27 protein-coding genes and 1 tRNA gene are annotated in these 25,818 nt (G+C 72.6%); 18 read left to right on the forward strand and 10 right to left on the reverse strand.

Annotated elements, in window-relative coordinates; all coding sequences use genetic code 11:
- Positions 1–3 precede the first annotated feature (3 nt).
- Both SJY14_RS05665 and moaA read right to left on the reverse strand, forming a co-directional pair.
- Complete coding sequence (locus SJY14_RS05665; protein ID WP_396600037.1) at positions 4–321, reverse strand: MoaD/ThiS family protein; 318 nt, start codon at positions 319–321, stop codon at positions 4–6.
- Between the two features lies 1 nt (position 322).
- On the reverse strand, positions 323–1,417 hold the full coding sequence (gene moaA, locus SJY14_RS05670; RefSeq protein ID WP_369825324.1) for a GTP 3',8-cyclase MoaA: 1,095 nt from the start codon (positions 1,415–1,417) through the stop codon (positions 323–325).
- A 158-nt stretch (positions 1,418–1,575) separates the two neighbouring features.
- Between moaA and SJY14_RS05675 the strand changes: the two genes are divergently transcribed.
- From SJY14_RS05675 to SJY14_RS05690, 4 genes are read left to right on the forward strand one after another with little or no spacing between them, the layout of a single operon-like run.
- Positions 1,576–1,980 (forward strand): molybdopterin-binding protein, encoded by a 405-nt coding sequence (locus SJY14_RS05675; RefSeq protein ID WP_043593466.1) that lies wholly within the window; start codon positions 1,576–1,578, stop codon positions 1,978–1,980.
- A gap of 3 nt (positions 1,981–1,983) precedes the next feature.
- A complete protein-coding gene (gene modA / locus SJY14_RS05680; RefSeq protein WP_396600038.1) occupies positions 1,984–2,799 on the forward strand; it encodes a molybdate ABC transporter substrate-binding protein in 816 nt (271 codons plus the stop codon).
- 10 nt (positions 2,800–2,809) lie between these two features.
- Positions 2,810–3,694, forward strand: coding sequence for an ABC transporter permease (locus SJY14_RS05685; protein WP_396600039.1), 885 nt, complete (start codon positions 2,810–2,812; stop codon positions 3,692–3,694).
- Positions 3,691–4,749, forward strand: a complete 1,059-nt coding sequence (locus SJY14_RS05690; RefSeq protein WP_396600040.1) for a sulfate/molybdate ABC transporter ATP-binding protein — start codon at positions 3,691–3,693, stop codon at positions 4,747–4,749. Before SJY14_RS05685 ends, SJY14_RS05690 begins: the two co-directional genes overlap by 4 nt.
- Here the strand turns inward: SJY14_RS05690 and SJY14_RS05695 are convergent.
- Positions 4,737–6,206, reverse strand: coding sequence for a glycosyltransferase 87 family protein (locus tag SJY14_RS05695; protein ID WP_396600041.1), 1,470 nt, complete (start codon positions 6,204–6,206; stop codon positions 4,737–4,739). The two genes, SJY14_RS05690 and SJY14_RS05695, sit on opposite strands and share 13 nt — an antisense overlap.
- Before the next feature lie 85 nt (positions 6,207–6,291).
- Here SJY14_RS05695 and SJY14_RS05700 point away from each other — a divergent pair, with 85 nt between their 5' ends.
- Together SJY14_RS05700 and SJY14_RS05705 are read left to right on the forward strand one after the other, a co-directional pair.
- Positions 6,292–7,650: a molybdopterin-dependent oxidoreductase gene (locus tag SJY14_RS05700; protein WP_396600042.1), complete on the forward strand. Its 1,359-nt coding sequence runs from the start codon at positions 6,292–6,294 to the stop codon at positions 7,648–7,650.
- Positions 7,647–8,153, forward strand: a complete 507-nt coding sequence (locus tag SJY14_RS05705) for a hypothetical protein (RefSeq protein ID WP_396600043.1) — start codon at positions 7,647–7,649, stop codon at positions 8,151–8,153. Before SJY14_RS05700 ends, SJY14_RS05705 begins: the two co-directional genes overlap by 4 nt.
- Here SJY14_RS05705 and SJY14_RS05710 read toward each other — a convergent pair.
- From SJY14_RS05710 to SJY14_RS05730, 5 genes are all read right to left on the reverse strand, one after another.
- Positions 8,102–8,806, reverse strand: coding sequence for a class I SAM-dependent methyltransferase (locus SJY14_RS05710; protein ID WP_396600044.1), 705 nt, complete (start codon positions 8,804–8,806; stop codon positions 8,102–8,104). The two genes, SJY14_RS05705 and SJY14_RS05710, sit on opposite strands and share 52 nt — an antisense overlap.
- Positions 8,803–9,486, reverse strand: coding sequence for a DUF2064 domain-containing protein (locus tag SJY14_RS05715; protein ID WP_396600045.1), 684 nt, complete (start codon positions 9,484–9,486; stop codon positions 8,803–8,805). The genes SJY14_RS05710 and SJY14_RS05715 overlap by 4 nt, the downstream gene beginning before the upstream one ends.
- On the reverse strand, positions 9,483–10,151 hold the full coding sequence (locus SJY14_RS05720) for a glycosyltransferase family 2 protein (RefSeq protein WP_071257006.1): 669 nt from the start codon (positions 10,149–10,151) through the stop codon (positions 9,483–9,485). The genes SJY14_RS05715 and SJY14_RS05720 overlap by 4 nt, the downstream gene beginning before the upstream one ends.
- Before the next feature lie 84 nt (positions 10,152–10,235).
- Positions 10,236–11,291, reverse strand: a complete 1,056-nt coding sequence (locus tag SJY14_RS05725) for an NAD-dependent epimerase/dehydratase family protein (protein WP_396600250.1) — start codon at positions 11,289–11,291, stop codon at positions 10,236–10,238.
- Positions 11,292–11,347: 56 nt separating this feature from the next.
- A complete protein-coding gene (locus SJY14_RS05730; protein ID WP_396600046.1) occupies positions 11,348–12,262 on the reverse strand; it encodes an MTAP family purine nucleoside phosphorylase in 915 nt (304 codons plus the stop codon).
- 38 nt (positions 12,263–12,300) lie between these two features.
- Here SJY14_RS05730 and glp point away from each other — a divergent pair, with 38 nt between their 5' ends.
- Genes glp through SJY14_RS05755 form a run of 5 tightly spaced genes read left to right on the forward strand, consistent with a single transcriptional unit; the run spans position 12,301 to position 17,108 of the window.
- On the forward strand, positions 12,301–13,578 hold the full coding sequence (glp, locus tag SJY14_RS05735) for a gephyrin-like molybdotransferase Glp (protein WP_396600047.1): 1,278 nt from the start codon (positions 12,301–12,303) through the stop codon (positions 13,576–13,578).
- The gene (gene moaC, locus SJY14_RS05740; protein WP_083396484.1) at positions 13,575–14,138 is read left to right on the forward strand and encodes a cyclic pyranopterin monophosphate synthase MoaC; all 564 of its coding nucleotides are present in this window, start codon (positions 13,575–13,577) and stop codon (positions 14,136–14,138) included. Before glp ends, moaC begins: the two co-directional genes overlap by 4 nt.
- A complete protein-coding gene (locus SJY14_RS05745) occupies positions 14,135–14,710 on the forward strand; it encodes a molybdenum cofactor biosynthesis protein B (protein ID WP_083396485.1) in 576 nt (191 codons plus the stop codon). Before moaC ends, SJY14_RS05745 begins: the two co-directional genes overlap by 4 nt.
- Positions 14,707–15,237: a molybdenum cofactor biosynthesis protein MoaE gene (locus SJY14_RS05750; RefSeq protein ID WP_083396486.1), complete on the forward strand. Its 531-nt coding sequence runs from the start codon at positions 14,707–14,709 to the stop codon at positions 15,235–15,237. Before SJY14_RS05745 ends, SJY14_RS05750 begins: the two co-directional genes overlap by 4 nt.
- A gap of 56 nt (positions 15,238–15,293) precedes the next feature.
- Positions 15,294–17,108 carry an ABC-F family ATP-binding cassette domain-containing protein gene (locus SJY14_RS05755; protein ID WP_071257008.1) on the forward strand — a complete coding sequence of 605 codons (1,815 nt, stop codon included), beginning with the start codon at positions 15,294–15,296 and terminating at the stop codon, positions 17,106–17,108.
- A 26-nt stretch (positions 17,109–17,134) separates the two neighbouring features.
- Here the strand turns inward: SJY14_RS05755 and SJY14_RS05760 are convergent, their stop codons facing one another.
- Positions 17,135–17,629 (reverse strand): MarR family winged helix-turn-helix transcriptional regulator, encoded by a 495-nt coding sequence (locus SJY14_RS05760; RefSeq protein ID WP_055974208.1) that lies wholly within the window; start codon positions 17,627–17,629, stop codon positions 17,135–17,137.
- A gap of 127 nt (positions 17,630–17,756) precedes the next feature.
- Between SJY14_RS05760 and SJY14_RS05765 the strand changes: the two genes are divergently transcribed.
- From SJY14_RS05765 to SJY14_RS05780, 4 genes are all read left to right on the forward strand, one after another.
- Positions 17,757–17,828, forward strand: a tRNA-Gln gene (locus SJY14_RS05765).
- Between the two features lie 94 nt (positions 17,829–17,922).
- Positions 17,923–18,411, forward strand: coding sequence for a DUF4126 family protein (locus SJY14_RS05770; protein ID WP_071257009.1), 489 nt, complete (start codon positions 17,923–17,925; stop codon positions 18,409–18,411).
- A 121-nt stretch (positions 18,412–18,532) separates the two neighbouring features.
- The gene (gene glmU / locus SJY14_RS05775; protein ID WP_071257010.1) at positions 18,533–19,966 is read left to right on the forward strand and encodes a bifunctional UDP-N-acetylglucosamine diphosphorylase/glucosamine-1-phosphate N-acetyltransferase GlmU; all 1,434 of its coding nucleotides are present in this window, start codon (positions 18,533–18,535) and stop codon (positions 19,964–19,966) included.
- Positions 19,967–20,007: 41 nt separating this feature from the next.
- Entirely contained in the window at positions 20,008–20,985 is a 978-nt protein-coding gene (locus tag SJY14_RS05780) for a ribose-phosphate diphosphokinase (RefSeq protein WP_055974200.1), read from the forward strand.
- Between the two features lie 1,082 nt (positions 20,986–22,067).
- Here the strand turns inward: SJY14_RS05780 and gndA are convergent.
- Positions 22,068–23,471, reverse strand: a complete 1,404-nt coding sequence (gene gndA / locus SJY14_RS05785) for an NADP-dependent phosphogluconate dehydrogenase (RefSeq protein ID WP_071257047.1) — start codon at positions 23,469–23,471, stop codon at positions 22,068–22,070.
- Positions 23,472–23,672: 201 nt separating this feature from the next.
- Here gndA and SJY14_RS05790 point away from each other — a divergent pair, with 201 nt between their 5' ends.
- The 3 genes from SJY14_RS05790 (at position 23,673) to pth (ending at position 25,800) form a co-directional block, all read left to right on the forward strand.
- Positions 23,673–24,215: a gluconokinase gene (locus tag SJY14_RS05790; protein WP_255364304.1), complete on the forward strand. Its 543-nt coding sequence runs from the start codon at positions 23,673–23,675 to the stop codon at positions 24,213–24,215.
- 298 nt (positions 24,216–24,513) lie between these two features.
- Entirely contained in the window at positions 24,514–25,149 is a 636-nt protein-coding gene (locus tag SJY14_RS05795; protein ID WP_071257011.1) for a 50S ribosomal protein L25/general stress protein Ctc, read from the forward strand.
- 60 nt (positions 25,150–25,209) lie between these two features.
- Positions 25,210–25,800 carry an aminoacyl-tRNA hydrolase gene (gene pth, locus SJY14_RS05800; RefSeq protein ID WP_043597796.1) on the forward strand — a complete coding sequence of 197 codons (591 nt, stop codon included), beginning with the start codon at positions 25,210–25,212 and terminating at the stop codon, positions 25,798–25,800.
- The last annotated feature ends 18 nt before the right edge of the window (positions 25,801–25,818 follow it).

A 25,818-nucleotide genomic window follows, 5' to 3' on the forward strand; every position in this document is an offset into this window, starting at 1 on the left:
CGCTCAGCCGCCGGCGAAGGGCGGCATGACGTCGATCACGGCGCCGTCGGGTACGAGCTGCTCGCGGTCACGCGTCGTCAGGCCGTCCACGAGGAACGAGCAGCGCAGCAGCACGTCGCGGAAGTCCGCGGCCGACACACCCTCGACGGGGCGGACCTCGGTCAGCAGGCGCCCGATGTTCGGGCGCTCGCCCGCGGGCACCTCGACGCGCTGGTCGTCCCGGCCCACGGCGGTGCGGGCGGCCGCGAAGAAGCGCAGGGTGGCCGAGACGGAGGCCGAGGCGCCGTCGTCGACGGTGGTGTCGGGGTGGGTGGTCGTCATGTCAGCCTCCGATGGCGCTCATGGTGCGTTCGGGCTGCACGAAGTCGGGGTCGTCGATGCCGTGGCCCGAGGGCTTGGCCCACATGGCGCCGCGCCAGGCGTCGGCCAATTCGACGTCGCTCGCCCCGCTGCGCAGCAGATCGCGCAGCCCGGTCTCGCCCCCGCTGAACAGGCAGCTGCGGATGCCGCCCTCGGCGGTCATGCGGGTGCGTCGGCAGTCGGCGCAGAACGGCTCGCTGACCGAGGCGATGATGCCGACCCGACCCGTCAGTCCGGCGTCGTCACCGCGGCCGACGGCGTCGAACAGCTCGGCGGGGGCACCGTCGCGCTCGACGTCGGCGGGGCTGAGGTCGAAGCGCGTGGCGATCAGCGAATGGATGTCCCGCGAGGTGACGAAGGAGGCGCGGTCCCAGCTGCGGTCGGCGTCCAACGGCATCTGCTCGATGAAGCGCAGCTCGTGGCCGCCGCGCAGCGCCCAGGCGAGCAGGTCGGGGGCCTCGTGGTCGTTGACGCCGGGCAGCAGCACCGCGTTGATCTTGACCGGGGTGAGGCCGGCCGCGGCCGCGGCGTCGACCCCGGCGAGCACCTTGTCGAGGAACGGTCGACGCGAGACCTTCATGAACGTCTCGGCGTGCAGCGAGTCGAGCGACACGTTGACCCGGTCGAGGCCGGCGTCGGCGAGGGCCTGGGCGCGGTGCGCCAGACCGATGGCGTTCGTGGTCAGCGAGACCTCGGGTCGCGGCTCGATCGCGGCGACCCGTCGGACGATGTCGATCAGGTCGGCACGCAGCAGGGGCTCGCCACCGGTGAACCGCACCTGGCGGATGCCGAGGTCACGGACGCCGATGCCGACCAGCCGCACGATCTCGTCGGCATCGAGCGCCTGCTCACGGGGGAGCGCAGGAAGGCCCTCGGCCGGCATGCAGTACGTGCAGCGCAGGTTGCACTTGTCGGTGAGCGAGACCCGCAGGTCGGTCGCGGTCCGACCGAAGCGGTCGAGCAGTCCCGGTGCCACGTCGTTCGTCGGCCGCGGGGGCAGCAGGGCGTCGGCGGAGGCCCGGCCGGGCATGGTGGGCAGTCCGAGCGAGACGGTCATCCGTCGAGGTTAAGCCCGCGGGGCCGAACGTGCGGTGTCCGGGGGAGGCGACCCGCGCCTCCGTTCGCTCACCGGCGCACGGCGCCCGGCGTCGGAGGTTCGTCCGACGACGTCCGCGGCGTGCGCGAGTCCGCGCATTCGGAACTAGGCTCCCCTTCATGACGCAGATACGGATCAAGGATGCTGCGGCGTTCCTCGGCGTGAGCGACGACACGGTGCGTCGCTGGATCGACCTCGGACTGCTCGAGAGCGTGAAGGACGACGCCGGGCGCGGCGTGGTCGACGGCCTCGCGCTCGCGACGCTCGCCCGGAAGAACGCCGTCCTGCCCGCCGACCCGTCCGAGGTGGGGCGCTCGGCGCGCAACCGCCTGGTGGGCGTCGTCACCGAGATCACGGCCGACCGGGTCATGGCCCAGGTCGAGCTGCAGTGCGGCCCGCACCGCATCGTCTCGCTCATGAGCAGCGAGGCCGTCCGCGAGCTGGGCCTCGAGCCCGGCTCGGTGGCCATCGCCGTCGTGAAGGCCACGACGGTCATCATCGAGACCCCCGGCGGGAAGGCCTGACCCATGAGAAGGACCCCCACGATCGTCGCGGCGTTCGCTGGAACCGTCGCGCTGGCGACCTCGCTCGCCCTGACGGGCTGCTCGGGCGCGACCGTCGACCCGGCGACCAGCGCGACCCCGACGGCCTCCGGCTCGGCGCTCGACGGCTCGATCACCGTCTACGCCGCTGCTTCGCTGAAGACCACGTTCACCGAGCTGGCCGACGAGTTCGAGAAGGCCCACCCCGGCACGACCGTCGAGCTGACCTTCGCGGGCTCGTCCGATCTCGTCACGCAGATCACCGAGGGCGCCCCCGCGGACGTCTTCGCCTCGGCCGACGAGAAGAACATGGCGAAGCTGACCGACGCCGGACTCGTCGACTCGTCGGCACCCGAGGACTTCGCCACGAACGTCCTCACGATCGCGGTGCCGCCGTCGAACCCGGCCGGGGTCGGCGACTTCGCCGACCTCGCGAAGCCCGACGTGAAGACCGTGATCTGCGCCGCTCAGGTGCCGTGCGGGGCGGCGACGGCGACGGTCGAGAAGGCCACCGGGGTGACGATCTCGCCGGTCAGCGAGGAGTCGTCGGTGACCGACGTGCTCGGCAAGGTCACCTCGGGTGAGGCCGACGCCGGGCTGGTCTACGTCACCGACGTCGAGGCCGCCGGCGACAGTGTGCAGGGCATCGACTTCCCCGAGGCCGACCAGGCCGTCAACACGTACCCGATCGCCCCCGTGACCGACACGGCGAACCCGGCGGTGGCCGAGGCGTTCGTCGCCTTCGTCACCGGCGAGATCGGGCAGGGCGTCCTGCAGGACGCCGGCTTCGGCACGCCGTGACGTCGGCCCCGTGACACGCCGTCCCCTGTCGCCCCGGCCCGGTGCGACCCGACCCGAGTCCACCCGACGCGTCCTCCGTCGACGTCGCCGGGCGTACGCGAGCGTCCCGGCGTGGGTCGCGGTCGTCGCGGCGCTCGGCGCCGCTTTCGTGCTGCTGCCCCTCGTCGCCATGGTGTCGAGGGTCGACTGGGCCGAGTTCGTGCCGCTGGTCACGTCCGAGTCGTCGGTCGCCGCGTTCTGGCTCAGCTTGCGCACCTCGGTCGCGGCGACCCTGATCTGCGTCGTGCTGGGCGTCCCCATGGCCGTCGTGCTGGCCCGCACCGAGTTCCGCGGCCAGAAGGTGCTGCGGTCGCTCGTGCTGCTGCCTTTGGTGCTTCCGCCCGTCGTCGGGGGCATCGCGTTGCTCTACACCTTCGGACGCCGCGGCCTGCTCGGTCAGACCTTCGACGCGCTCGGCGTGACCATCGCGTTCTCGACCACGGCGGTCGTGCTGGCCCAGACCTTCGTCGCCCTGCCCTTCCTGGTGCTGAGCCTCGAGGGGGCCCTCCGCACGGTGGGCACGCGCTACGAGGCCGTCGCGTCCACCCTCGGGGCCCGGCCCACGACCGTGCTGCGGCGGGTCACCCTGCCGCTCGTGCTGCCCGCCCTCGTCTCGGGAGCCGTGCTGTCGTTCGCGCGGGCCCTCGGCGAGTTCGGTGCGACGCTGACCTTCGCCGGGTCGCTGCAGGGTGTCACGCGCACCCTGCCGCTCGAGATCTACCTGCAACGCGAGACCGACCCCGACGCCGCCGTGGCGCTGTCGCTCGTGCTCGTCCTCGTGGCGGTCGTCGTCGTCGCCCTCGCGCACCAGGCCGGCCGGCCGGCCGGTGTCGCCACGAGGAGGCGCGGGTCGTGACGCTCGAGTTCGCGGCGGTCGTCGAGGACCGCGGCTTCGACGTCGAGTTGACCGTCGGCGAGGGTGAGACGGTGGCCGTCCTCGGCCCGAACGGTGCGGGCAAGTCGACGCTGCTGGCGTTGATCGCGGGCCTGCTGCGACCCGACCACGGCACGGCCCGGCTGGGTGACCGCGTGCTCTTCGACGTCGACGGCCGAGGACGCGGGCCCGCGCTGCGGCCGCACGAACGTGGCATCTCGATGCTCGCGCAGGACGCCCTGCTCTTCCCGCACCTCAGCGCCCTCGACAACGTCGCGTTCGGCCCGCGCAGCGCCGGCGTGCCGCGCCACGAGTCCACCCGTCGCGCGGCCGACTGGCTCGCTCGGGTCGACGCCACGGCGCTCGCCGATCGTCGACCGGCGCAGCTCTCGGGCGGCCAGGCGCAGCGCATCGCCGTCGCGCGGGCCCTGGCGGCGGGTCCCGACCTTCTGCTGCTCGACGAGCCGATGGCCGCCCTGGACGTGTCGGTCGCGCCCGCCCTGCGACGGACCCTTCGCGACGTCCTCGCCGACCGCACGGCGGTCGTCGTCACACACGACGTCCTCGACGCCTTCACCCTGGCCGACCGGGTCGTCGTGATCGAGGGCGGTCGGGTCGTCGACGTCGGCCCCACGCGTGCGGTCCTCGAACGCCCGACCACACCGTTCGCCGCCGGGCTGGCGGGTCTCGACCTGCTGACCGGCACGGCTCACGGGGGAGGCGTCCGGCTCGACGACGGCACCCTGCTGGCCGCCCGCTCCGCCGACGCGCTCGCGACGGGGGCGGCGGCGGCGGTGGCCGTCCGGCCGAGCGCCGTGCGCGTGACGACGGGGGCCGCTCCGGGTCCGACACCACCCGCGAACGTCCTCGATCTCGTCGTCACCGACCTCGAACCCCGTGGCGACGTCGTCCGGGTCCGCGCCGGCGGCGTCTCGGCCGACGTCCTGCCGGCCGTGGTCGCCACCCTCGACCTCGTGCCGGGCAGCCTCGTCCGGTTCTCGTTCGACGCCGAGGACGCCGTCGCCTACCTGGTCTGAGTGGTCCTGGGGCTCGACGACGGGTCGGACCGTCGGTGTCCGACGACCCGACGCACCCGGTCGACGTCGCGCTCGATGCCGTCGAGCAACCGGTCGGTGAACCCGGGCCCGGCCCGCCGGAGCGTCACGAGCAGGATGACGAGCACCGCCGAGGCGAGTGACGCGCGCTGCAGCGCCATGCCCGGCTCGAGCTGGCGGACGAGCAGCGCGAGCGGGATCGCCAACCACTCGACCCGCCCGGTCAGCGCGACGAACGGCACCAGCAGCAGCGCGTACCAGGGGTAGCGCGGGCTGACGGTGACGAGCGTCACGCCGATCATCACGAGCTGCCCGAGCCACGGGTCGTGCGCCGGGGTCTTCACCCACACCAGCACGACCGTGACGCCGACGATCAGCACGGCGACCGGCGTCGTCCAGGCGTCGGGCAGGAAGGCCGACAGGAACACGAACCGGGAGCCGTCCTCGTAGCCCTCTTCGGTCAGGTACCCCGGCAGGTACCCCAGCACACCCCACCCGGTCATCGCGACGTAGGGCACGTAGAGGACGGCGAAGGTGACGACGGAGGCGCTGATCACCTTCCAGGGCTGCCCGCGCAGCAGGGCGGGTGCCGCGATCACCGGGATGAGCTTGGTCGCGATCGCGGCTCCGAGCGCGATGCCGCCGCGGAAGCGCCGACCGGTCGCGACGAGCAACGACGCGGCGACCACGAGCACGGCGCCGAGCAGGTCGACATGCGAGTTGGTGATGCCCTCGCCGACCACGAGCGGGCACCAACCCCACAGCGCCGCCCAGCGCGGGTCGAGACCTCGACGACGCAGCGTCGCCAGCAGGGCGAGGGTCGTGCCCAGCACGAGCACGAAGCCCATGGCCTGCAGCGGGAAGAACCCGGCGTCGGGGCCGACCACGGCGGACACCGCCCAGAAGTACAGCTCGGCCATCGGTGGGTAGATCGTCGGCACGTCGGGCCGGTTGATCAGCGTGCAGACGACGTCGCCGGTCTGGCTGTCGTAGGCGCGGTGCACCTGGCGGTCGGGCTCGCCGCAGCGTTCGCCGATCGTGCCGTCGTCGCGCGTGAACGGCGTCGACTCGGGGAAGATCCACGCCGGCCGCAGGTCGCGCAGCTCGCCCGCGTCGGGCGTGTACTCGTAGGGCGAGACGCCGGCGGTCTGCACGATCCCGTCCCAGGCGTAGCGCGCCGGGTCGGTGCTCGTGTTGGGCACGCCGGTCAGGCCCGCACCACCGACCAGGGCCGTGCCCGCGATCACGAGTGCCGTGACGTGTCGCACGGGCACCCGCCGCAGCAGCACGAAGGCCACGGCGAACAGCGCCCAGCAGACGGCGGTCCAGACGACGAAGTCGGTGCGCAGCTCTTTCATGAGGAATCCGACGTTCACGACGCCCCAGGCGATCGCCCCGGCCAATCCGAGGACGGCAACGGCCGCGAACACAGTACGCACGCCCCCAGTCTGGCCGAATCGGCCCTGGGAGTCCGTCCGAGTCGTGCGCATCGGAGATGATGAGCCACATGAGACGACCGACACCATGAGGCGCCTGCTGTACGAGGCGCGCCGCGCGGCCTCGTCACCGAACCGCAACGCCCGGTCGGCGACCGTCTTCGGCCGCCTCCTCGGCGCCGCGTTCGTCATCTGTCTGCTGACCGGCCTCTACAGCCACTTCCTGCAGGAGCCCCTCGACGGGATGCGATTCCCGACGAGTCCCGTCTGGCTCTACCAGGTCAGCCAGGGCGTGCACATCACCGCCGGCATCGCCTGCATCCCGCTGCTGCTGGCGAAGCTGCACTCGGTGTTCCCGCAGCTCTTCCAGCACCCGCCGATCAAGCACCCGGTCGACGTGCTCGAGCGCGCCTCCATCGCCCTGTTCGTCGCGGCGACGATCCTGCAGCTCGTCACCGGCCTGCTCAACACGTACCAGTACTACCCGTGGCCGTTCCCGTTCAAGCAGGTGCACTTCGCCCTGTCGTTCGTCATCATCGGCTCGCTCGCGATCCACATCGCGGTGAAGCTGCCGCTGATCACCCGCTACTGGCGGGCGCGCGACAGCTACGACGACGACGGACGCTTCGTCGAGCCGTCGGCCGAGCTGGACGAGGCCCGCGCCGCGTTCGTGGCCGAGAGCGAGGCGACCGCCGAGCTCGCCCGCTTCCGTGCCGTGCGCGACGCCGACGCGACGCGACGCGACCGTGATCCGCACGCCGCGCCTCCTGCTCCCGCCCGGGGGCTGACCGGCCGGTTGACGCGCTGGATCGACACCGCGCACGAGGTCGACCGCGAACCGGGGCGGGCGCGCGTGTCGCGCCGCGGCTTCTTCACCGCCGCCGGCGTCGCCACCGGGGGAGTCGTCGCGCTCACGGCCGGGCAGTCCTTCGCCCCGTTCTCGCCGCTCAACGCCTTCGCGCCGCGGCAGCGCGGCCTCGGCCCGAACGACCTGCCGATCAACCGGACGGCCGCCGCGGCCCAGGTGCTCGAGACGGCCATGGACCCCGACTGGCGGCTCGACGTCGTGGTCGGCGGCGTCGCGACCTCGTTCACGCTCGACACGCTGCGCGGGTTCGACGGGGCGGACGAACGCCTGCCGATCGCCTGTGTCGAGGGGTGGAGCCAGACCGGCGCCTGGCGCGGGGTCCGCCTCGTCGACCTGCTGGCCGCCGCCGGAGCCCCGACCGACCACGGCCTGCGGCTCACCAGCCTCGAGAAGAAGGGGGGCTACCGCGTGACCGAGATGGGCCCCGAGTACGCCTCCGACCCGCGCACCCTCGTCGCCCTCGAGCTGAACGGCGAGCCGCTCAGCATCGACCACGGCTACCCGGCACGCATGATCGCCCCGGGACGTCCCGGCGTGCTGCAGACCAAGTGGCTCAGCTCGATCGAGGTGCTCTCGTGACCGCGCGCGTCCCCTCGGCCGCATCGAGCGCAGGAGGCGCGGGCACGTCGCGCACCGTCCGCGTCGTGCGCGGGGTGCTGATCGCCCTCGGCGTCGCCCTGATCGGCCTCGGCGGCTGGGTGCTCACCGACACCGTCAACCCGAACCGGTACGGCGGCCTGCTGCTCTGGCTCGCCGGCTCCGTCGTCGTGCACGACGCCGTGCTCGCCCCCGTGGTGGCCGTCGTCTCGCTGGTCGTGCGAGGGACCGGTCGTCGAGTCCGACCCGCGGTCCTCTGGATCGTGCAGGGCGCGGTCGTCGTCGGGGCGATCTTCTCGCTGATCGTGGTGCCCGAGATCGTCGCGAAGGCGAAGGGGCCGAAGAACGACACCGTGCTGCCGTTCGACTACGGTCTGCGCCTGACCGTGCTCTGGCTCGTGATAGCGGCCCTGACCGCCGGACTGGTGGCGCTCTACCTGGCGCGCAGGCGGCAGAAGGTGCGTCCGTCGACCGACCAGGTCTGAGCGATCCGCAGGCCGGACCGCTTCGCGTGGCGGTGCAGGGCCTCGCGGCCGACCTCGGCCCAGGGGAAGGTCGCGCTGGCGTGACCCTGGTCGTCGACCACGTGGGCCTCGTAGCTGTCGTCGAGCGACGCCTCGGGGGCGGTCTCGACGACGATTGAACCGGTGGTGGTGAGGATCTCGGCGCAGCGGGTCAGCAGTGCCGTCGGGTCGCCGCCGATGCCGACGTTGCCGTCGAGCAGCAGGGCGAGGTTCCACTGGCCCTCGCGGGGCAGCGGGTCGAAGACCGAACCACCGGCCACGGGCAGGCCGGCCTCGCGGGCCATCGCGACGGCCGTGGGCGAGACGTCCAGGCCGAGCACGGTCAGGCCGCGCTCGACGGCGGCACGCACCATGCGGGCGGGCCCGCAGCCGATGTCGAGCACCGGGCCGGTCTCGTCGTCGAGGGTCGTGAGGTCGGCGGCGTCGGCGTCGGCGCTCCAGCGCGCGACGTCGAACGCTTCGTCGGCGTCCCCGTCGGCCGGGGGCGACGCCGGGCGTCCGGCACCGCCGGTCGCGCGGACGAGTTGCAGGAGTCCCTCGTGACGCAGGGCGCGCGCGTACGGCTCCGCGCCTCCTGATCCGAAGGTGGCGGGTCGGTCGGGGGCGATGGTCACGAGGTGACCCCTTCTGTGGCGGGATCGGTCGTGCGGGCGACGCCGTTCGTGGTGGTGGGGGCAGTGGCCTCGGCGTGCCGCAGGGCGGCGGCGAACCTGCTGTCGGGTGCGGTGGCCGCGACGAGTCGGGCGTCGTCGATGGTGTCGACGTCGACGAGTTCGGGCAGCATGCGCACGGTCAGTCCGGCGTCGGCGAGTCGGCGGAGCTGGTGGGCACCCGTGTCGTCCCGCGACATCGGCACGCCGCGCAGCAGGTCGCCGGTCGGCCGGGCGAGGCCCAGGGCCCAGAAGCCGCCGTCGTTCGCCGGGCCGAACCAGGCGTCGACGTCGTCGGTCCACGCCTCGAAGACGGGAGCGAGGGCCTCGACCGTCACCTGGGGGGTGTCCATGCCGATCAGCACGGTCTTCCCGTCGACCTCGTCGAAGAGGGCGCCGAGGCGTGCGTCGAGGTCGCCACCGATCTGAGGGATCACATCGAAGTCTTCGGAGCCGACGGGCATGCGGTTGCCGTCGAAGAGCAACACGCGCCGCGTGGCCGGCAGTCGACGGGCCACGTCGAGGGTGTCCTGGATGGCGGCGGCGGCCACGTCGGCGGCCTGCTCGAGGCTGAGCGGGGGGTGCAGGCGCGTCTTGACCTTGCCCGGGATCGTCTCTTTCGCGATCACCACGAGGGTCGTCATCGGCCGACCTCCCGCAGCAGTCGGGACATGTCCTTGATCGCGACGGACGTGCCGCGGATGGTGCCGGTCACCTTGCTGCGGCCGACCCGGGGCGAGTACGGCGCGTCCTGTTCGACGATCCGCCAGCCGGCCTCGCTGGCGCGCAGCACCATCTCGAGCGGGTAGCCGCTGCGGCGGTCCTTCAGGTCGAGGTCGAGCAGTGCCCGGCGCCGGGCGACGCGCATCGGGCCGAGGTCGTGCAGGGCGACGCCGCTGGCCCTCCGCATCAGGTGCGAGAGGGCGAGGTTGGCGAGGCGGGCGTGCACCGGCCAGGCAGCCCGGGTGGTCGGGCGTCGACGGCCCAGGACGAGATCGGCCTCACCGGCCATCACGGGGGCGGCGAGGGCGACGAGGTCGGCGGGGTCCATCGAGGCGTCGGCGTCGCAGAACGCGACGTAGTCGGCCGTGGCGGCCTCGAGACCGGCGTGGGCGGCGCTGCCGAAGCCGCGCCGCGCCTCCTGCACCACCGTCGCGCCGTGCTCCGCGGCGACGCGGGCGGAGTCGTCGGTGGAGCCGTTGTCGACGACGATCGCGTGCCAGCCCTCGGGCAGGCGGCCGAGCACCCACGGCAACGCGCCTTCTTCGTCGAGACAGGGAAGCACGACGTCGACTCGGGGGCTGCTCATCCTCTCGACTGTACGGACGCGCTCCCATGAAGGTCATGGGAGCGGGCGGTGCGGGCCCCGAACGGGGGGAGTGGCCCTGCCCGCCTAGCGGACGACCGCGGCGCGCAGGGGGGCCGTGGCGAACTCGTGCATGCCCTGCTCGAAGGTCACGCTCGGTCGCCAGCCCAACTCGCCCTGCAACCGGGCCGACGACGCGGTGACGTGCCGCACGTCTCCTGCGCGGTACTCGCCGGTGACGACGGGCATCGGTCCGCCGGCCTCGCGAGCCAGGGCCTCGGCCATCTCGCCGATCGTGTGCACCGTGCCGCTGCCGACGTTGAACGCGCGGAACGTGTCGGCCGGTCGATCGGCGGTCCACTCGAGGGCCGCGAGGTTGGCGGAGGCGATGTCACGGACGTGGACGAAGTCGCGACGCTGGGCGCCGTCCTCGAACACGCGCGGTGCCTCGCCGCGTTGGAGCGCCGAGCGGAAGAGCGAGGCCACGCCGGCGTAGGGCGTGTTCTGCGGCATGCCCGGACCGTAGACGTTGTGGTATCGCAGGGCGGCGGCCCGACCGCCGGTGCTGCGCGCCCACGAGGTCGACAGGTGTTCTTGGGTGAGCTTCGTGATGGCGTAGACGTTGCGGGGGTCGAGCGGGGCCTCTTCGCTGATCAGCTGGGGCTCGAGCAGCTCGCCCGCCTCGTCACGCGGGTCGAAGACGCCGGCGTCGAGGTCGGCGATCCGGCGGGGTGCGGGGCGCTCGGTCGCGCCGGACGAGGTGCGGTAGCTGCCCTCGCCGTAGACGACCATCGACGAGGCGACGACGAGGCGGTCGACGCCGGCGCGGTCCATCGCCGCGAGCACGACGGCCGTGCCGAGCTCGTTCGACGAGACGTAGTCGGGGGCGTCCTGGAAGTCCACGCCGAGCCCGACCTTGGCCGCCTGGTGGCAGACCGCGTCGACGCCCGCGAGTGCCCGGTCGACGGTCTCGGCGTCACGCACGTCACCGTGCACGAAGTCGACGCGCGGATCGAGCGTCGGCTCGCCGCCGTGTACGTCTGGCCGAAGCGAGTCGAGCACGCGCACCCGCCAGCCGCGGTCGAGCGCGAGGTCGACGATCGCCGATCCGATGAAGCCGGCCCCGCCGGTGACGAGCAGCAGGCCCGCACCGTCGGTGGACGCAGCGGACGCGGCGGACGAGGAGGCGCGGGTGGCGTTCACAGCGCGGCCTTCCGACCCGAGACGGGCCGTGAGAGCACCTCGGCCACCGCGTCGGGTGGCATCAGCTCACGCGGGGAGTAGTCGTCGGGCATCGCGGCGACGATCGACTCGATGGCCGCGACGATGCGCGGCTGGGCGGCCGCCAGTCGTTCGAAGACGAGCGAGGCGCTCACGGCGTCGGCGTCGGGCGCGTCGCCCTCGGCCGGGGCCAGGCCGGCGTCGCTGTCGGTCACGTACGAGATGTTGACGGCTCCCATGCCGAGTTCGAGGGTGAGCGGGATCTCGGGGTACATCGTCATGTTGACCGTGTGCGCCCCCGCGGCCCGGAACCACAGCGACTCGGCCCGGGTCGAGAACCGCGGCCCCTGGATCACCACGCAGGTGCCGGTCGCGGCGAACGGCTCGCCCTGTGCCTCGAGGGCCTCGATCGCGGCGGCCCGCAGCACGGGGTCGAACGGGTCGGCGGCGATCAGGTGCTGCACGTGGCCCTCGACGTCGAAGAACGTGTCGCGTCGTCCCCAGGTGCGGTCGATGAACTGGTCGGTGACGACCATGGTGCCCGGGGCGACGTCGGGGCTGACCCCGCCGACCGCCGACGACGACACGACGGCCTTCGCCCCGAGCGACGCGAGCGCCCACACGTTCGCCCGGTAGTCGATCAGGTGCGGCGCGACCGCGTGGCCCGCGCCGTGCCGGGTGAGGAACGCCACGCGCCTGCCACCCAGCTCGCCGATCGTCACCTCGCTCGAGGTCGGGCCGTAGGGCGTCTCGACGACGTGCCGGGTCGCCTCGCCCTCGGCGAAGAGCGAGTACAGCCCCGATCCGCCGATGACGGCGACGTCGACGCGCGGCGGCCCCGAGGAGGCGCGGGTGGGCTGGGGGACGTCGGTCTCGGTCGCGGGGTCGGTCACCCCCGATACGCTACTGACCATCGCCCGAGAGGAACCGCGTGCGCACCATCGAGACCCACCTCGCCGAGGTCACGGCAGTCGTCGAGGCCGCCGTGCGGGCCCGGCCGGTCGACGCGCTCGTGGTCAGCCCCGAGGCGCTCGCCGCCCGCTCCGACCGATACCGCGACCGCGTGCTCGCCGCCGACGTCGTCGCCCCGATCGACCTGCCGCCTTTCGCCAACTCGCAGATGGACGGCTACGCCGTCTCGACCGCCGGGCTCGACCCGGCCGGTCCCACGACCCTGCAGGTCGCGGCGCGCATCCCCGCCGGGCGGGCCGCTCCCGACCTCGGCGCCGGCACCGCCGCCCCGATCATGACCGGTGCCGCCGTCCCCGCCGGCGCCGACGCGATCGTGCCCATCGAGAAGGTCTCGCCCGACGCGTTCCCTCCCGTCGGGGTCGACGCCGTCGTCGAGGTCCCGGCGGGTGTCACCGCCGGGGCCTTCGTCCGCGCCGCGGGCAGCGACGTCGCCGCGGGCTCCGTGCTCTTCGCGGCCGGGACGCGACTGACACCCGCCCGGTGGGGCGTGCTCGCCGCCTCCGGGATCGACGCGGTCGAGGTACGGAGCCGCCCGCGCCTCCTGCTGGTCTCGACCGGCGAAGAGCTCGCCGCACCCGGTGCCCCCCTCGGGCCCGGCCAGATCCACGACGCGAACGGCGTCGCCCTGGCCGCGGCGCTCGCCGAGGTCGGCGTGATCGTCACGACCGCCCGGGTGACCGACGACGCGGCGGCCCTCGTCGCCGTCGTCGCCCGCCACGCCGCCGAGGTCGACCTCGTGCTGACGAGCGGTGGGGTCAGCGCGGGGGCTTACGAGGTCGTCCGTGACGCGTTCGAGGAGTCGGGCGTCACCTTCGGCTCGGTCGCGATGCAGCCCGGCGGTCCGCAGGGCTGGGGCACCGTCCGCGTGCACGACCGCGAGCTGCCCGTCGTCTGCTTCCCCGGCAACCCCGTCAGCTCGCTCGTGTCGTTCGAGGCCTTCCTGCGCCCCGCCCTGCACGGCGTCACGGGCGTCGGACTGCCCCGACGGCGGTGGACCGTGCCCATGGCGCACCCCGTGGACTCTCCGGTCGGCAAGCACCAGCTGCGTCGCGGACGGGTCGACGTCGACGGCCGCGCCCACCTCGTCGGCGGGCCCAGCTCGCATCTGCTCGCCGCCCACGCCGAGGCCACCGTGCTCGTCTCGATCCCCGTCGGGGTCGACCGCGTCGACGAGGGCGACCGGGTCGAGGTCTGGGCGCTCGACGATCCCGCCCCCCACGAGAAGGCCGACCGATGACCGAGACCCCGCCGGCCGACGTGTCGCAGACCGACGTGTCGCAGACCGACGTGCCGCAGACCGACACCGCGCTGTCCGACACCGCGCTGTCCGACACCCCGCTCTCGCACGTCCGCGACGACGGCACCGCGCACATGGTCGACGTAACCGGCAAAGCCGAGACGAAGCGCATCGCGACCGCCCAGGCCGTGCTGACCACCCGGCCCGACGTGATCGCGCGACTGGTCGACGGCTCGCTGCCGAAGGGCGAGGCCCTCGGCACCGCCCGCATCGCCGGCATCCTGGCCGCCAAGCAGACGCCGACCCTCATCCCGCTCTGTCACCCCCTGCCGCTCGGCGCGATCACCGTCGACTTCGAGACCACCGAGGCGCAGGTCACCGTGATCGCACGCGTCTCGACCCGGGGCGTCACCGGGGTCGAGATGGAGGCCCTGACCGCCGCGTCGGTCGCGGCCCTGACGCTGTTCGACATGATCAAGGCGGTCGACGCGCTCGCCGTCATCGGCGAGATCAAGGTGCTCGACAAGCAGGGCGGCAAGTCGGGGGACTGGTCGCGATGAGCAACACCTTGGACGAGCCGGGCGACGTGCCTACGGCAGACGTAGCCACGGCCGACGGGACCGTTCGGCGTCGGGCGGTCGTCGTCGTCGCCTCCACCCGCGCGGCCGCCGGCACGGCCGACGACACGACCGGCCCCGTCATCCGCGACTGGTTCGTGGCGCGCGGCTGGCTGGTCGAGGGCCCCGTCGTCGTGGCCGACGGCGAACCGGTCGGGGCGGTGCTCGAGGCCGCCCTCGAGTGGGGCGTCGACGCCGTCGTCACCACCGGTGGCACGGGCGTCTCGCCGACCGACGCGACCCCCGAGATGACCCTGCCCCTGCTTGACCGCGAGCTGCCCGGCATCGCCGAAGCGCTCAGGAGGCGCGGCGCGGTCTCGACGCCGCTGGCCGTCCTCTCCCGTGGGCTCGCGGGCGTGGCCGGCGGCACCTTCGTCGTCAACCTGCCCGGTTCGCGCGGCGGGGTGCGCGACGGGCTCGCCGTGCTCGACGACGTCCTCGACCACGTGGTCGACCAGCTGCACGGGGTCGACCACGCCCAGAACCGCCATCCCAGTCCCGAGGGGGCCGCATGACCGCCGACGATCCGACCCTCCTGCCCGGCGGGGAGCCCGCCCGGGAGGCCGGTGCGGCCACGGGCTCCGGCGCGCCGATCGCACCCGCCGCAGCATCCGCCTCCGAGCGCGTGCTGCTCGCCCGCGTCGTCGACGTGACCGTGTCGGTGGCCGAGTGCTCCGCGCTCGTGACGAGCCGCGCCTCCGGGGCGGTCGTGACCTTCGAGGGGGTCGTCCGCGACCACGACGAGGGGCGCGGCGTCGAGGCCCTGCACTACGAGGCGCACCCGACCGCGACCGAGGTCATCCGCGAGGTCGCGCTGGCCGTGGCCGAGGCGCACCCCGAGGTCGCGATCGCGGTCGAGCACCGGTACGGCGACCTCGTCGTGGGCGACGTCGCCCTGGCCTGCGCCGTGGCGTCGGCCCACCGCGCCGAGGCGTTCGCGGCCTGCGCCGCCCTCGTCGACGAGGTCAAGGCCCGCACCCCGATCTGGAAGCGTCAGGAGTTCACCGACGGCTCGGACGAGTGGGTGGCGTCGCTGGGCTGACACCGGCGGCGCACCAACGAGTCGGCCGCCCGGCCCGGGCCGTCTACGCTTCTGTGGTGGCTCATCTACTCGGCGCAGAAAACCTCCGTCTCGAATTCCCGACCAAGGTCGTCCTCGACGGGGTGACCCTCGGCATCGACGAGGGCTCCCGCATCGGTGTCGTCGGCCGCAACGGCGACGGAAAGTCGACGCTCATGTCGGTGCTCGCCGGCCGGCTCGAACCGGACGACGGCCGCGTGACGACCCGCCGCGGCCTGACGATCGGCATGCTCGACCAGCGGGACGTGCTGCCCGAGGGCGCCACGGTCGGCAGCCTGATCGTCGGCGACCGCGACGAGCACGAATGGGCCGGCGACGCGCGCATCCGCGACGTCATCTCGGGGCTCGCCACCGACATCCCGTGGGAGGCGCGGGTCGAGGACCTCTCCGGCGGCCAGCGTCGCCGCGTGGCCCTCGCCACCCTGCTGGTCGGCGACTGGGACGTACTGTTCCTCGACGAGCCCACCAACCACCTCGACGTCGAGGGCGTCGCCTGGCTGGCGCAGCACCTCTCGCGCCGCTGGTCCCCGAACTCGGGTGCGCTCGTCGTCGTGACCCACGACCGGTGGTTCCTCGACGAGGTCTCGACCGACACGTGGGAGGTCCACGACGGCATCGTCGAACCCTTCGAGGGCGGCTACGCGGCCTACGTGCTGCAGCGTGTCGAGCGCGACCGCATGGCGTCGGCCTCCGAGTCCAAGCGCCAGAACCTGATGCGCAAAGAGCTCGCCTGGCTGCGTCGCGGCGCCCCGGCGCGGTCGACCAAGCCCAAGTTCCGCATCGACGCGGCCAACGAGCTGATCGCCGACGAGCCGCCCGTCCGCGACGCGGTCCAGCTGTCGCAGATGGCGACCGCGCGACTCGGCAAGGACGTCGTCGACCTGGTCGAGGTCGGTGTCTCGTTCGGCGACAAGCGCGTCCTGCAGGACGTCGAGTGGCGCATCGCTCCCGGCGAGCGCACCGGCGTGCTCGGCGTGAACGGCGCCGGCAAGTCGACGCTGCTCAAGGTCGTCACCGGGGCCATCACGCCCACCGAGGGGCGCGTCAAGCAGGGCAAGACGGTCAAGTTCGCGATCCTCGACCAGCAGCTCGCCGACCTGCACGAGGTCGCGCACGAGCGGGTCAACGACGTCATCGGGCGACAGCGCACCTCGTACGTCACCGGCGGCAAAGAGATGACGCCCGGGCAGCTGCTCGAGCGCCTCGGCTTCACCAGCGCCCAACTGCAGACGCCGATCAAGGACCTGTCCGGTGGCCAGAAGCGCCGCCTGCAGTTCCTGCTCATCCTGCTGAACGAGCCGAACGTGCTGATCCTCGACGAGCCCACCAACGACCTCGACACCGACATGCTCGCCGCGATGGAGGACCTGCTCGACGGCTGGCCCGGCACCCTGCTCGTCGTCTCGCACGACCGGTACCTGCTCGAGCGCGTCACCGACCAGCAGTACGCCGTGCTCGAGGGTCGCTTCCGGCACCTTCCCGGCGGCGTCGACCAGTACCTCCAGCTGCGTCGCGAGGCGACCCAGAACCAAGGAGGCGCGACCGACCGCCCGACGGCCGTCCAGGGGGCCTCGGCGTCGGTCGCGGCCTCGGCCGCCGCGTCGGGCCTGTCCGGCGCCGAGAAGCGCAACGCCGAGAAAGAGTTGGGCTCGATCGACCGCAAGCTGGCCAAGGCGTCGGGCGAGCGCGAGGCCCTGCTCGCGCAGTTCGCGTCGTTCGACCAGTCCGACTTCGACGGCCTGGCCGCGTTGCAGGCCAAGCTGACGGCGCTCGACCACAAGACGGGCGAGCTCGAGGTGCGCTGGCTCGAACTGAGCGAGCTGCTGGCGTAGGGCTTAGGGCGCGGGGCAGAAGCCGTTCAGCCGCCGAGCGTCAGGCTCAGCGTGCGCAACAGCTCGGTCAGCCGTCGACGGTCGTCGTCGCTGAGATCGCTGAGCAGGGCGTCCTCGGCCGTGACGAGTCGTTCGATAGCGGCGTCGACGGCGCGGCGCCCCTCGGTCGTCATCGTGACCAGGATGCCCCGGCCGTCGTTCGGGTCGGTGCGGCGTTCGACCAGGCCCCGCGCCACCAGCCGGTCGATGCGGTTGGTCATCGCGCCGCTCGAGACGAGGGTCTGCTGCAGCAGCGTCTTGGGGCTCAGCTGGTAGGGATCGCCGGCACGGCGCAGGGCCGAGAGCACGTCGAACTCCCACGACTCGAGGTCGCTGGCGTGGAAGGCCTCGCGTCGCGCCCGGTCGAGGTGCTTCGACAGACGACCCACGCGCGAGAGCACGTGGAGCGGCGCGAAGTCAAGGTCGGGTCGCTCGTGGCGCCACGCCTCGACGATCCGGTCGACCTCGTCCTGCTCGGGCATCCGCCCATCATGCCCGAGGCCGTCCTCGGACGCGGGAGGCGCGGGTGCGGCCCGGCGGGCACGTCACCCCTCGCGGTCACCTCGGTCGAGTCGCGGTCTGGCAGAATGGTCCGGCGCGCACGCGCGGTCCGCCATGGTGTAACGGCAGCACGACAGCCTTTGGAGCTGTTAGGTCTAGGTTCGAATCCTGGTGGCGGAGCCCCGAGCGTCGCAGGTCGCGGTCGGCTCGTCGGTCCCGTCCCGCTCCCGATCGTGGGCGCCCCGGCGTCCACCTGACGACGAGGACTCCCGTCATGTCGAAGACCAGCTCCGTGCCGCCCCTCCTCCGTGCCGCCCTGCTCGGCGTCCTCAGCGGGTCGCGCTCGGCGACGCCTCTCGCCGTCCTCGCCCTCAACCACGACGTCCAGGAGGCGCGGGGCCGGTGGCAGCGCTGGCGCCTGTTCCGCTCGCCCATCGGTCGCGGTGCCCTGGTGGCCGCCGGCGTCGGTGAACTGGTCGGTGACAAGCTCCCGGCCACGCCGAGTCGGGTCGGTGCCGGGCCGCTGTTCGGACGGGCGGTCTCCGGCGCCGTCGCGGGCATCGCGATGGCCGGCACCGGCCGCCCAGGCACCCCTGTGGCGGCAGCCCTCGCCGGGGCGTCCGGAGCCCTCGTCGGCAGCTGGCTCTTCTACCGGGCCCGGAAGGCCGTCGTCGAGAAGACCGGCGTGCCCGACGTCGTCGTCGCCCTCGTCGAGGACGCCGTCGCGATCTCGGGCTCGGTCGCCGTCGTCCGGTCGCGCTGACTCCTCCCCACCCCGTCGCGTCGACGGCCGCGTCCCCACGCCGGGCGGGTGACCCGCGGCCGCGTCGCCTCCCGTGGGAGGATCGGCGGTGATCACGCGCCACCCCTCACCAAGGAGCACCATGCCCGAACGCCAGCTCGCCGTCGTCGTCCTCGCCGCAGGGCAGGGCACGCGCATGAAGTCCTCGACCCCGAAGGTCCTGCACCGCCTGGCGGGGTTGCCGTTGATCCAGCACGTGCTCGAGAGTGCCGGCGCCCTCCAGCCCGACCACCTCGTCGCCGTGGTGCGGCACGAGCGCGACCTCGTCGTCGCGAGCGTGCTCGACACCGCCCCGCACGCCCTCGTGGTCGATCAAGACGACGTGCCCGGCACCGGTCGTGCCGTCGAACAAGCGGTGGAGGCGCTGCCCGCCGAGTTCACCGGCGACGTCGTGGTCGTCAGCGCCGACGTGCCCTTCCTCGACCACGCGACGCTCACGGCCCTGCTCGACCAGCACCGTGCCGCGTCCGCCTCGGCGACGCTGCTGAGCGCCGTGCTGCCCGACGCCACCGGCTACGGGCGGGTCGTCCGTCGCGACTCGGGCGACGTCGACCGCATCGTCGAGCACAAGGACGCCACCGTCGACGAGCGTGCCGTGCGCGAGATCAACTCGGGCACCTACGTCTTCACGGTCGACGCCCTGCGCACCCACCTGCCCCGCATCGGGTCGGCCAACGCGCAGAACGAGAAGTACGTCACCGACATGGTCGGCCTGCTCACCGGTGCCGGCGAGGTCGTCGCCGCCCGGGCGATCGACGAGACGTGGCGCCTCGAGGGCATCAACGACCGCGTGCAGCTCGCCGCCGCGGCCCGTCGCCTGAACGACCGCATCGTCGAGCACTGGCAGCGCGAGGGCGTCTCGATCGTCGACCCGCAGACCACCTGGATCGACCGCGACGTCTCCCTCAGCCCCGACGTCGAGCTGCTGCCCGGCACCCAGCTCCGCGGCGCGACGTACATCGCCCCGGGCGCGGTCGTCGGCCCCGACACGACCCTCGTCGACACCGAGGTGGGCGAGGGGGCGACGGTCAAGCGCACCGACGCGACCCTCGCGGTCATCGGTGCCCGCGCCTCCGTGGGTCCGTTCGCGTACCTGCGGCCCAACACCCTGCTGTCGGCCGACGGCAAGATCGGCACGTTCGTCGAGACCAAGAACGTGCAGATCGGCGCCGGGTCGAAGGTGCCGCACCTCAGCTACGTGGGCGACACCGAGGTGGGCGAGGGCTCGAACATCGGCGCCGGCACCATCACGGCCAACTACGACGGGGTGAACAAGCACCGCACCGAGGTCGGGTCGCACGTCCGCACCGGGTCGCACAACGTCTTCGTCGCCCCCGTTAGGATTGGCGACGGAGCGTACACAGGCGCCGGAACGATCGTCCGCAAAGACGTGCCGGCCGGTGCCCTGGCCTTGAGCATCGCTCCACAGCGCAATGCGAGCGGATGGGTCGAGGCGAACCGCCCCGGCTCGGCGGCTGCCGAGGCCGCCGCTCGTGCCGAACGAACGACCGACTGAACCCGGTCGGGTTGGCCCCTCGGGGCCGGAGAGCGAGTGACGTGTCCGGAATCAAGATCACCGGCGAGAACCGACTCGTTCTGATCTCGGGGCGTGCGCACCCCGAACTGGCCAACCAGATCGCCGCCGAGCTCGGCAGCGAGCTGATCCCGACCGACGCCCGCACCTTCGCCAACGGCGAGCTCTACGCCCGCTTCGACGAGAGCGTCCGCGGCTCGGACGCCTTCGTCATCCAGTCGCACTCGGCCCCGATCAACGAGTGGCTGATGGAACAGCTGATCATGGTCGACGCGCTGAAGCGGGCCTCGGCCAAGCGCATCACCGTCGTGGCACCGTTCTACCCGTACGCCCGGCAAGACAAGAAGGGCCGTGGTCGCGAGCCGATCTCGGCCCGGCTCGTCGCCGACCTCTTCAAGGCGGCCGGCGCGCACCGCATCATGAGCGTCGACCTGCACGCCCCGCAGATCCAGGGCTTCTTCGACGGCCCGGTCGACCACCTCTTCGCCATGCCCGTGCTGCTCGAGCACTTCCGCGCCAAGCTCGACAACACCACCCTGACCGTGGTCTCGCCCGACATGGGGCGCGTCCGCGTCGCCGACATCTGGAGCGAGAAGCTCGACGCCCCCCTCGCCATCATCCACAAGCGTCGTGACCCGCTGGTGCCGAACCAGGTCACCGTCCACGAGATCGTGGGCGACGTCTCGGGTCGTGTGTGCCTGCTTGTCGACGACCTGATCGACACCGGTCGCACCATCGTCAAGGCCGCCGAGGCGCTCAAGGCCGCCGGCGCGATCGGCGTCGTGGTCGCCGCGACCCACGCGGTCTTCAGCGACCCCGCCCCCGAGATCCTCAACAGCGAGTTCATCGATTCGGTCGTCGTCACCGACACCCTGCCGCTCACCGAGCACCAGAAGTTCGACAAGCTCGAGATCCTCCCCATCGCCCCGCTGATCGCGCGGGCCATCCACGAGGTCTTCGACAACGGCTCGGTCACCTCGATGTTCGACGGCGCCGCCTAGCCCCACCCCGCTGACGCTGGGCCGGTCGCCCCGCCGTCCGGCGCCGCCGCCCAGCCCTACCCCGCTGACGCTCGGCCGGCCGCCTCGCCGTCCGCCGCTCAGCCCCACCCCGCTGACGCTCGCCGGTCGCCTCGCCGCCGCCGCTCAGCCCCATCCCGCCCGTCGCTGTTCCGGCCGCCCCGCCGTCCGGTGCTGCCGCCTAGCCCCATCCTGCCCGCACTGTTCCGGCCGCCCCGATGTCCGGCGGCGCCGATTGACCGCGCCCGCTTCCGGCCGCTCCGCCCTGCCCGGTCTCCCACCCCAGTCACCCCCGCTCAGCCCGGCCCGGCCCGCTCGTCTGCGGTCGGCAACTCCGGAGTTCGGCTGCGCCGCGCCTCCTGCAGGCCGTTCCGGTGGTCGTTCGCCTGCGTTGTCGACGTGGGCGGGGTGGTGTGGGGGCTGCGTGGCGCGCCCGGTCTGTCCTATCGCAGTGGCGGCCCGGCTCGGCTCGGCTTGCGATGCCGCTTCGTCGTGATCGGCAACTCCGGAGTTCGGCTGCGCCGCGCCTCCTGCGGGTCGTTCCGGTGGTCGTTCGCCTGAGTTGCCGACCCGGGGGTGGGGTGGCGTGGAGCCGCGCGGTGCGCGAGCCGGGCCGGCCCATCGCAGTGGTGGCTCGGGTCGGCTCGGCTTGCGATGCCGCTTCGTCGTGGTCGGCAACTCCGGAGCTCGGCTGCGCCGCGCCTCCTGGGGGCCGTTCCGGTGGTCGTTCTCCTGAGTTGCCGACGCGGGCGGAGTGGTGTGGGGTCCTGCTGCGCGCGACGCGGAACGTCCCGTCGCCATGGCGGCCCGGCTCGGCTTGTGCTGCCGCTTCGTCGTGGTCGGCAACTCCGGAGTTCGGCTGCGCTGCGCCTCCTGCGGGCCGTTCCGGTGGTCGTTCTCCTGAGTTGTCGACGTGGGCGGGGTGGCGTGGGGGAGCCCCGAGGCCCGCTGCGGCGGGACGACGAGCGGGCGTGCCCGTCGACGCCGGCCGCCGCAGCGGCACCGCATCGACGGGCACGCCCGTCAGAACGCAGGAGGCGCGGTGAGCGCCCCCGGGGCATCCGTCAGTGGGTCGACGGCTCCGTCTCGATCTCGGACCGGTCGCCAGACCAGAGGGTGTGGAACGTGCCCTCTTCGTCGACGCGCTGGTAGGTGTGTGCCCCGAAGAAGTCGCGCTGCCCCTGGATGAGCGAGGCGGGCAGGCGTTCCGACGCGAGCGAGTCGTAGTACGACAGGGCCGACGCGAACCCGGGCACGGGGATGCCCGAGAGGGCGGCCTTGGCGACGATGCGGCGCCAGGCGTCCTCGCCGTCGCGGACGGCCGCGGCAAAATAGTCGTCCTCGAGCAGGGTCGCGATCGACGCGTCCTTCTCGTAGGCATCGACGATGCGGTTGAGGAACTGTGCGCGGATGATGCAGCCACCGCGCCAGATCTTGGCGATGGCGCCCTTGTCGATGTCCCAGTCGTACTCGTCGGCACCGGCGATGATCGCGTCGAAGCCCTGGGCATAGGCGACGATCTTCGAGGCGTAGAGCGCCTTCTGCACGTCGTCCTCGAAGCCGTCGCCGGCTTCCTGGATCGTGGGCCGTCCCTGCAGGGTCTTCTGCACGGCCGAGCGCTGGGCGGGTTTCGACGACACGGCCCGGGCGAAGACGGCCTCGGCGATTCCGCCGACCGGCACGCCCAACCCGACGCTGTTCTGCACGGTCCAGACGCCCGTGCCCTTCGAGCCGGCCTGGTCGACGATGGAGTCGACGAGCGGGCCGTCCGTCTTGGCGTCGGTCTGGCGGAGCACCTCGGCGGTGATCTCGATCAGGTACGACTCGAGTTCGCCCTTGTTCCACTCCTCGAAGACCGAGGCGATGGCGGCGGGCTCGTGGCCGCCGACCCGGCGCAGCAGGTCGTACGACTCGGCGATGAGCTGCATGTCGGCGTACTCGATGCCGTTGTGGATCATCTTGACGAAGTGGCCCGCGCCGTCGGCTCCGACGTGCGTGACGCAGGGTTCGCCCTCGGCCACGGCCGCGATCGACGCCAGGATCGGGCCGAGCGTCTCGTAGGCCTCCTTCGAGCCGCCGGGCATGATCGACGGACCCTTCAGGGCGCCTTCCTCGCCACCCGAGATGCCGGCGCCCACGAAGTTGAGTCCGCGCTCCTTGAGGGTGGCCTCCCGTCGGCGGGTGTCCTGGAAATTCGCGTTGCCGCCGTCGACGATGATGTCGCCCTCGTCGAACACGTCGGCGAGCTGGTCGATGACGGCGTCGGTGCCGCGACCGGCCTGCACCATGATGATCGCGGTGCGCGGCTTCTGCAGTGAGGCCGCGAAGTCCTCGATCGACTTCGAGGGGATGAACCCCGCGTCGCCGTGCTCGTCCATCAGGGTGTCGGTGCGCTCGGGGGAGCGGTTGTAGACGGCGACCGTGTTGCCCTCGCGGCTGGCGAGGTTGCGCGCCAGGTTCGAGCCCATGACGGCCAGGCCGACGACTCCGATGTTCGCCTGGGCGGTGGACTGCGATGCTGCTCCGTGTTCGGTCACGGTGCCTCCTTCTCGGTCGGTGGTGCCCGCAGACTATGCCTCGACGCCGAGCGTCCGACAGGCACCGTCCGTACCCCTCGGCGGCGGCTCACCTAGGGTTGACGCAACCGTTTCCCCGATCGAAGGCCGTCCGTGACCGACCACCCCCACCCCGCTCCCTTCCCGCCCGTCGTCGTGATGGGGGTCTCCGGATCGGGCAAGTCGACGGTGGGCGAGTTGCTGGCCGAGACCCTCGGCATCCCGTTCGTCGACGCCGACGACCTGCACCCCGAGGCCAACCGCCGCAAGATGGCCGAGGGGCACCCGCTCGACGACGACGACCGGTGGCCGTGGCTCCACATCGTCGCCGACCGCATCGCCGCGGCGGGCGACGACTCGGTGGTCGTGGCCTGCTCGTCGTTGAAGAAGGCGTACCGCGACGTCCTGCGCGAAGGCGACCCGCGCCTCCTGTTCGTCCACCTGACCGGCGTGCGCGACCTCGTCGCCCGTCGCCAGCGCGAGCGCAAGGGGCACTTCATGCCGCCCGGGCTGATGGAGTCGCAGTTCGCGACCCTCGAGCCGTTGGCCGACGACGAGGCCGGTTTCGAGGTCGACGTGCGTCCCGGCCCCGACGACGTCGTGGCGGCCGTCGTGGCCCACCTCGAGGCCGTGCGACGCGGCGAGCTTGAGCACTGACCGTGCGCCCTGGCGGGCGGACGAGGGCGCCCTCGCGGGCGGACGAACCGAGGAGGCGCGGGTTGGCGACACGCCCGGCCGACGTGTAGCCTAGGTAGCTGAACCTCGGCGAGGGGTGCTCCGGCACCCGTGATCGACGCGGTAGGCAGGCGCTCGGTGCTCAGGCACCACTCGTGCAGCGGTGATCGTCCCTCGGGCGGCGCCCCTCGGGTTGCGGGTCCTTCCTCACGCGATGCGCGTTCGAGTTGACACCGACCACACACCCCCGGGCCGTTCGCGGCCCCTGCAAGGAGACGACATGTCCGACCAGAACACCCTCAGCGCCCTCGTGCGCACCAGCTTCGGCAAGGGCGCGGCTCGCAAGATCCGTGCGAACGACCAGATCCCCGCGGTCATCTACGGCCACGGCACCGACCCTCAGCACGTCACGCTGCCCGGTCACGAGACCATGCTGATCACGCGTCGCGCCAACGCCGTCATCACGCTCGACATCGAGGGCACGAACCAGCTCGCCCTCGTCAAGGACATCCAGCGCGACCCGGTCAAGCAGACCATCGAGCACATCGACCTCATCGTCGTCCGCCAGGGCGAGAAGGTCACCGTCCAGGTCCCCGTGCACGTCGAGGGCGAGTCGGCTCCCGGCACGATCCACGTCGTCGAGCTCAACGTCGTCGAGCTCGAGGTCGAGGCCACCCACATCCCGCAGAACGTGGTCGTCTCGATCGAGGGCCTCGAAGAAGGCGCCCAGGTCTCGGCTGCCGACCTCGTGCTGCCCAAGGGCGCGACCCTGGTCAGCGAGCCCGAGACCCTCGTGCTCGCCGTCTCGGTGCCCCAGCTCGACCTGACGACCGACGCGGTCTCCGACGAGGACGGCGAGGCCGCCGAGGCCGAGGGCGACGTCGACTCCATCGAGGACGAAGAGCGCTCCGAGTAACACGGCACACCCCGAACACCCTGCCGGCGCAGACCCACTGAGAGAACGACGACCACGACGATGGCACTCGACGACCAGTGGCTCGTGGTCGGGCTCGGCAACCCCGGGCCCGGCTACGCCGGCAACAGGCACAACGTCGGGCAGATGGTGCTGGCCGAACTGGCCGACCGTCTGTCCGCCGGCTTCAAGAACCATCGCACGAACGCGACGGTCGCCGAGGGGCGCACCGCCCCCGGCGGCCCTCGCTTCGTGCTGGCCAAGCCCGCGACCTACATGAACGTCTCGGGCGGGCCTACGCAGGCCCTCCTGCGGTACTACGACCTCGACGTGTCGCGGCTGATCGTCGTCCACGACGAACTCGACATCGACTTCGACGTCGTCCGGCTGAAGCACGGTGGTGGCCACGGCGGCCACAACGGCATCCGCGACATTATCGCCGCCACCGGCTCGAACGAGTTCACCCGGGTGCGGGTCGGCATCGGCCGTCCCCCCGGCCGGCAACCCGCCGCCGACTTCGTCCTCAAGGACTTCTCGTCCACCGAGCGCAAAGAGCTGCCGTTCCTGATCGGTGACGCGGCCGACGCCGTCGAGATGATCGCGACCGACGGGCTCACGGCAGCCCAGCTGAAGTTCCACACCGCGAAGAGCTGACCGGCTCGCCGGATGCCG

Source organism: Frigoribacterium sp. R86507 (genome assembly GCF_044597695.1).
Taxonomy (GTDB): Bacteria; Actinomycetota; Actinomycetes; order Actinomycetales; family Microbacteriaceae; genus Frigoribacterium.

What these genes read in the sequence shown, in the direction of transcription:
- SJY14_RS05665 (WP_396600037.1), bottom strand. Translation starts at nt 321, where the DNA reads ATGACGACCACCCACCCCGACACCACCGTCGACGACGGCGCCTCGGCC.
- moaA (WP_369825324.1), bottom strand. Translation starts at nt 1,417, where the DNA reads ATGACCGTCTCGCTCGGACTGCCCACCATGCCCGGCCGGGCCTCCGCC.
- SJY14_RS05675 (WP_043593466.1), top strand. Translation starts at nt 1,576, where the DNA reads ATGACGCAGATACGGATCAAGGATGCTGCGGCGTTCCTCGGCGTGAGC.
- modA (WP_396600038.1), top strand. Translation starts at nt 1,984, where the DNA reads ATGAGAAGGACCCCCACGATCGTCGCGGCGTTCGCTGGAACCGTCGCG.
- SJY14_RS05700 (WP_396600042.1), top strand. Translation starts at nt 6,292, where the DNA reads ATGAGGCGCCTGCTGTACGAGGCGCGCCGCGCGGCCTCGTCACCGAAC.
- SJY14_RS05715 (WP_396600045.1), bottom strand. Translation starts at nt 9,486, where the DNA reads ATGACGACCCTCGTGGTGATCGCGAAAGAGACGATCCCGGGCAAGGTC.
- SJY14_RS05720 (WP_071257006.1), bottom strand. Translation starts at nt 10,151, where the DNA reads ATGAGCAGCCCCCGAGTCGACGTCGTGCTTCCCTGTCTCGACGAAGAA.
- moaC (WP_083396484.1), top strand. Translation starts at nt 13,575, where the DNA reads ATGACCGAGACCCCGCCGGCCGACGTGTCGCAGACCGACGTGTCGCAG.
- SJY14_RS05745 (WP_083396485.1), top strand. Translation starts at nt 14,135, where the DNA reads ATGAGCAACACCTTGGACGAGCCGGGCGACGTGCCTACGGCAGACGTA.
- SJY14_RS05750 (WP_083396486.1), top strand. Translation starts at nt 14,707, where the DNA reads ATGACCGCCGACGATCCGACCCTCCTGCCCGGCGGGGAGCCCGCCCGG.
- SJY14_RS05760 (WP_055974208.1), bottom strand. Translation starts at nt 17,629, where the DNA reads ATGCCCGAGCAGGACGAGGTCGACCGGATCGTCGAGGCGTGGCGCCAC.
- SJY14_RS05770 (WP_071257009.1), top strand. Translation starts at nt 17,923, where the DNA reads ATGTCGAAGACCAGCTCCGTGCCGCCCCTCCTCCGTGCCGCCCTGCTC.
- glmU (WP_071257010.1), top strand. Translation starts at nt 18,533, where the DNA reads ATGCCCGAACGCCAGCTCGCCGTCGTCGTCCTCGCCGCAGGGCAGGGC.
- gndA (WP_071257047.1), bottom strand. Translation starts at nt 23,471, where the DNA reads ATGGGCTCGAACCTGGCGCGCAACCTCGCCAGCCGCGAGGGCAACACG.
- SJY14_RS05795 (WP_071257011.1), top strand. Translation starts at nt 24,514, where the DNA reads ATGTCCGACCAGAACACCCTCAGCGCCCTCGTGCGCACCAGCTTCGGC.
- pth (WP_043597796.1), top strand. Translation starts at nt 25,210, where the DNA reads ATGGCACTCGACGACCAGTGGCTCGTGGTCGGGCTCGGCAACCCCGGG.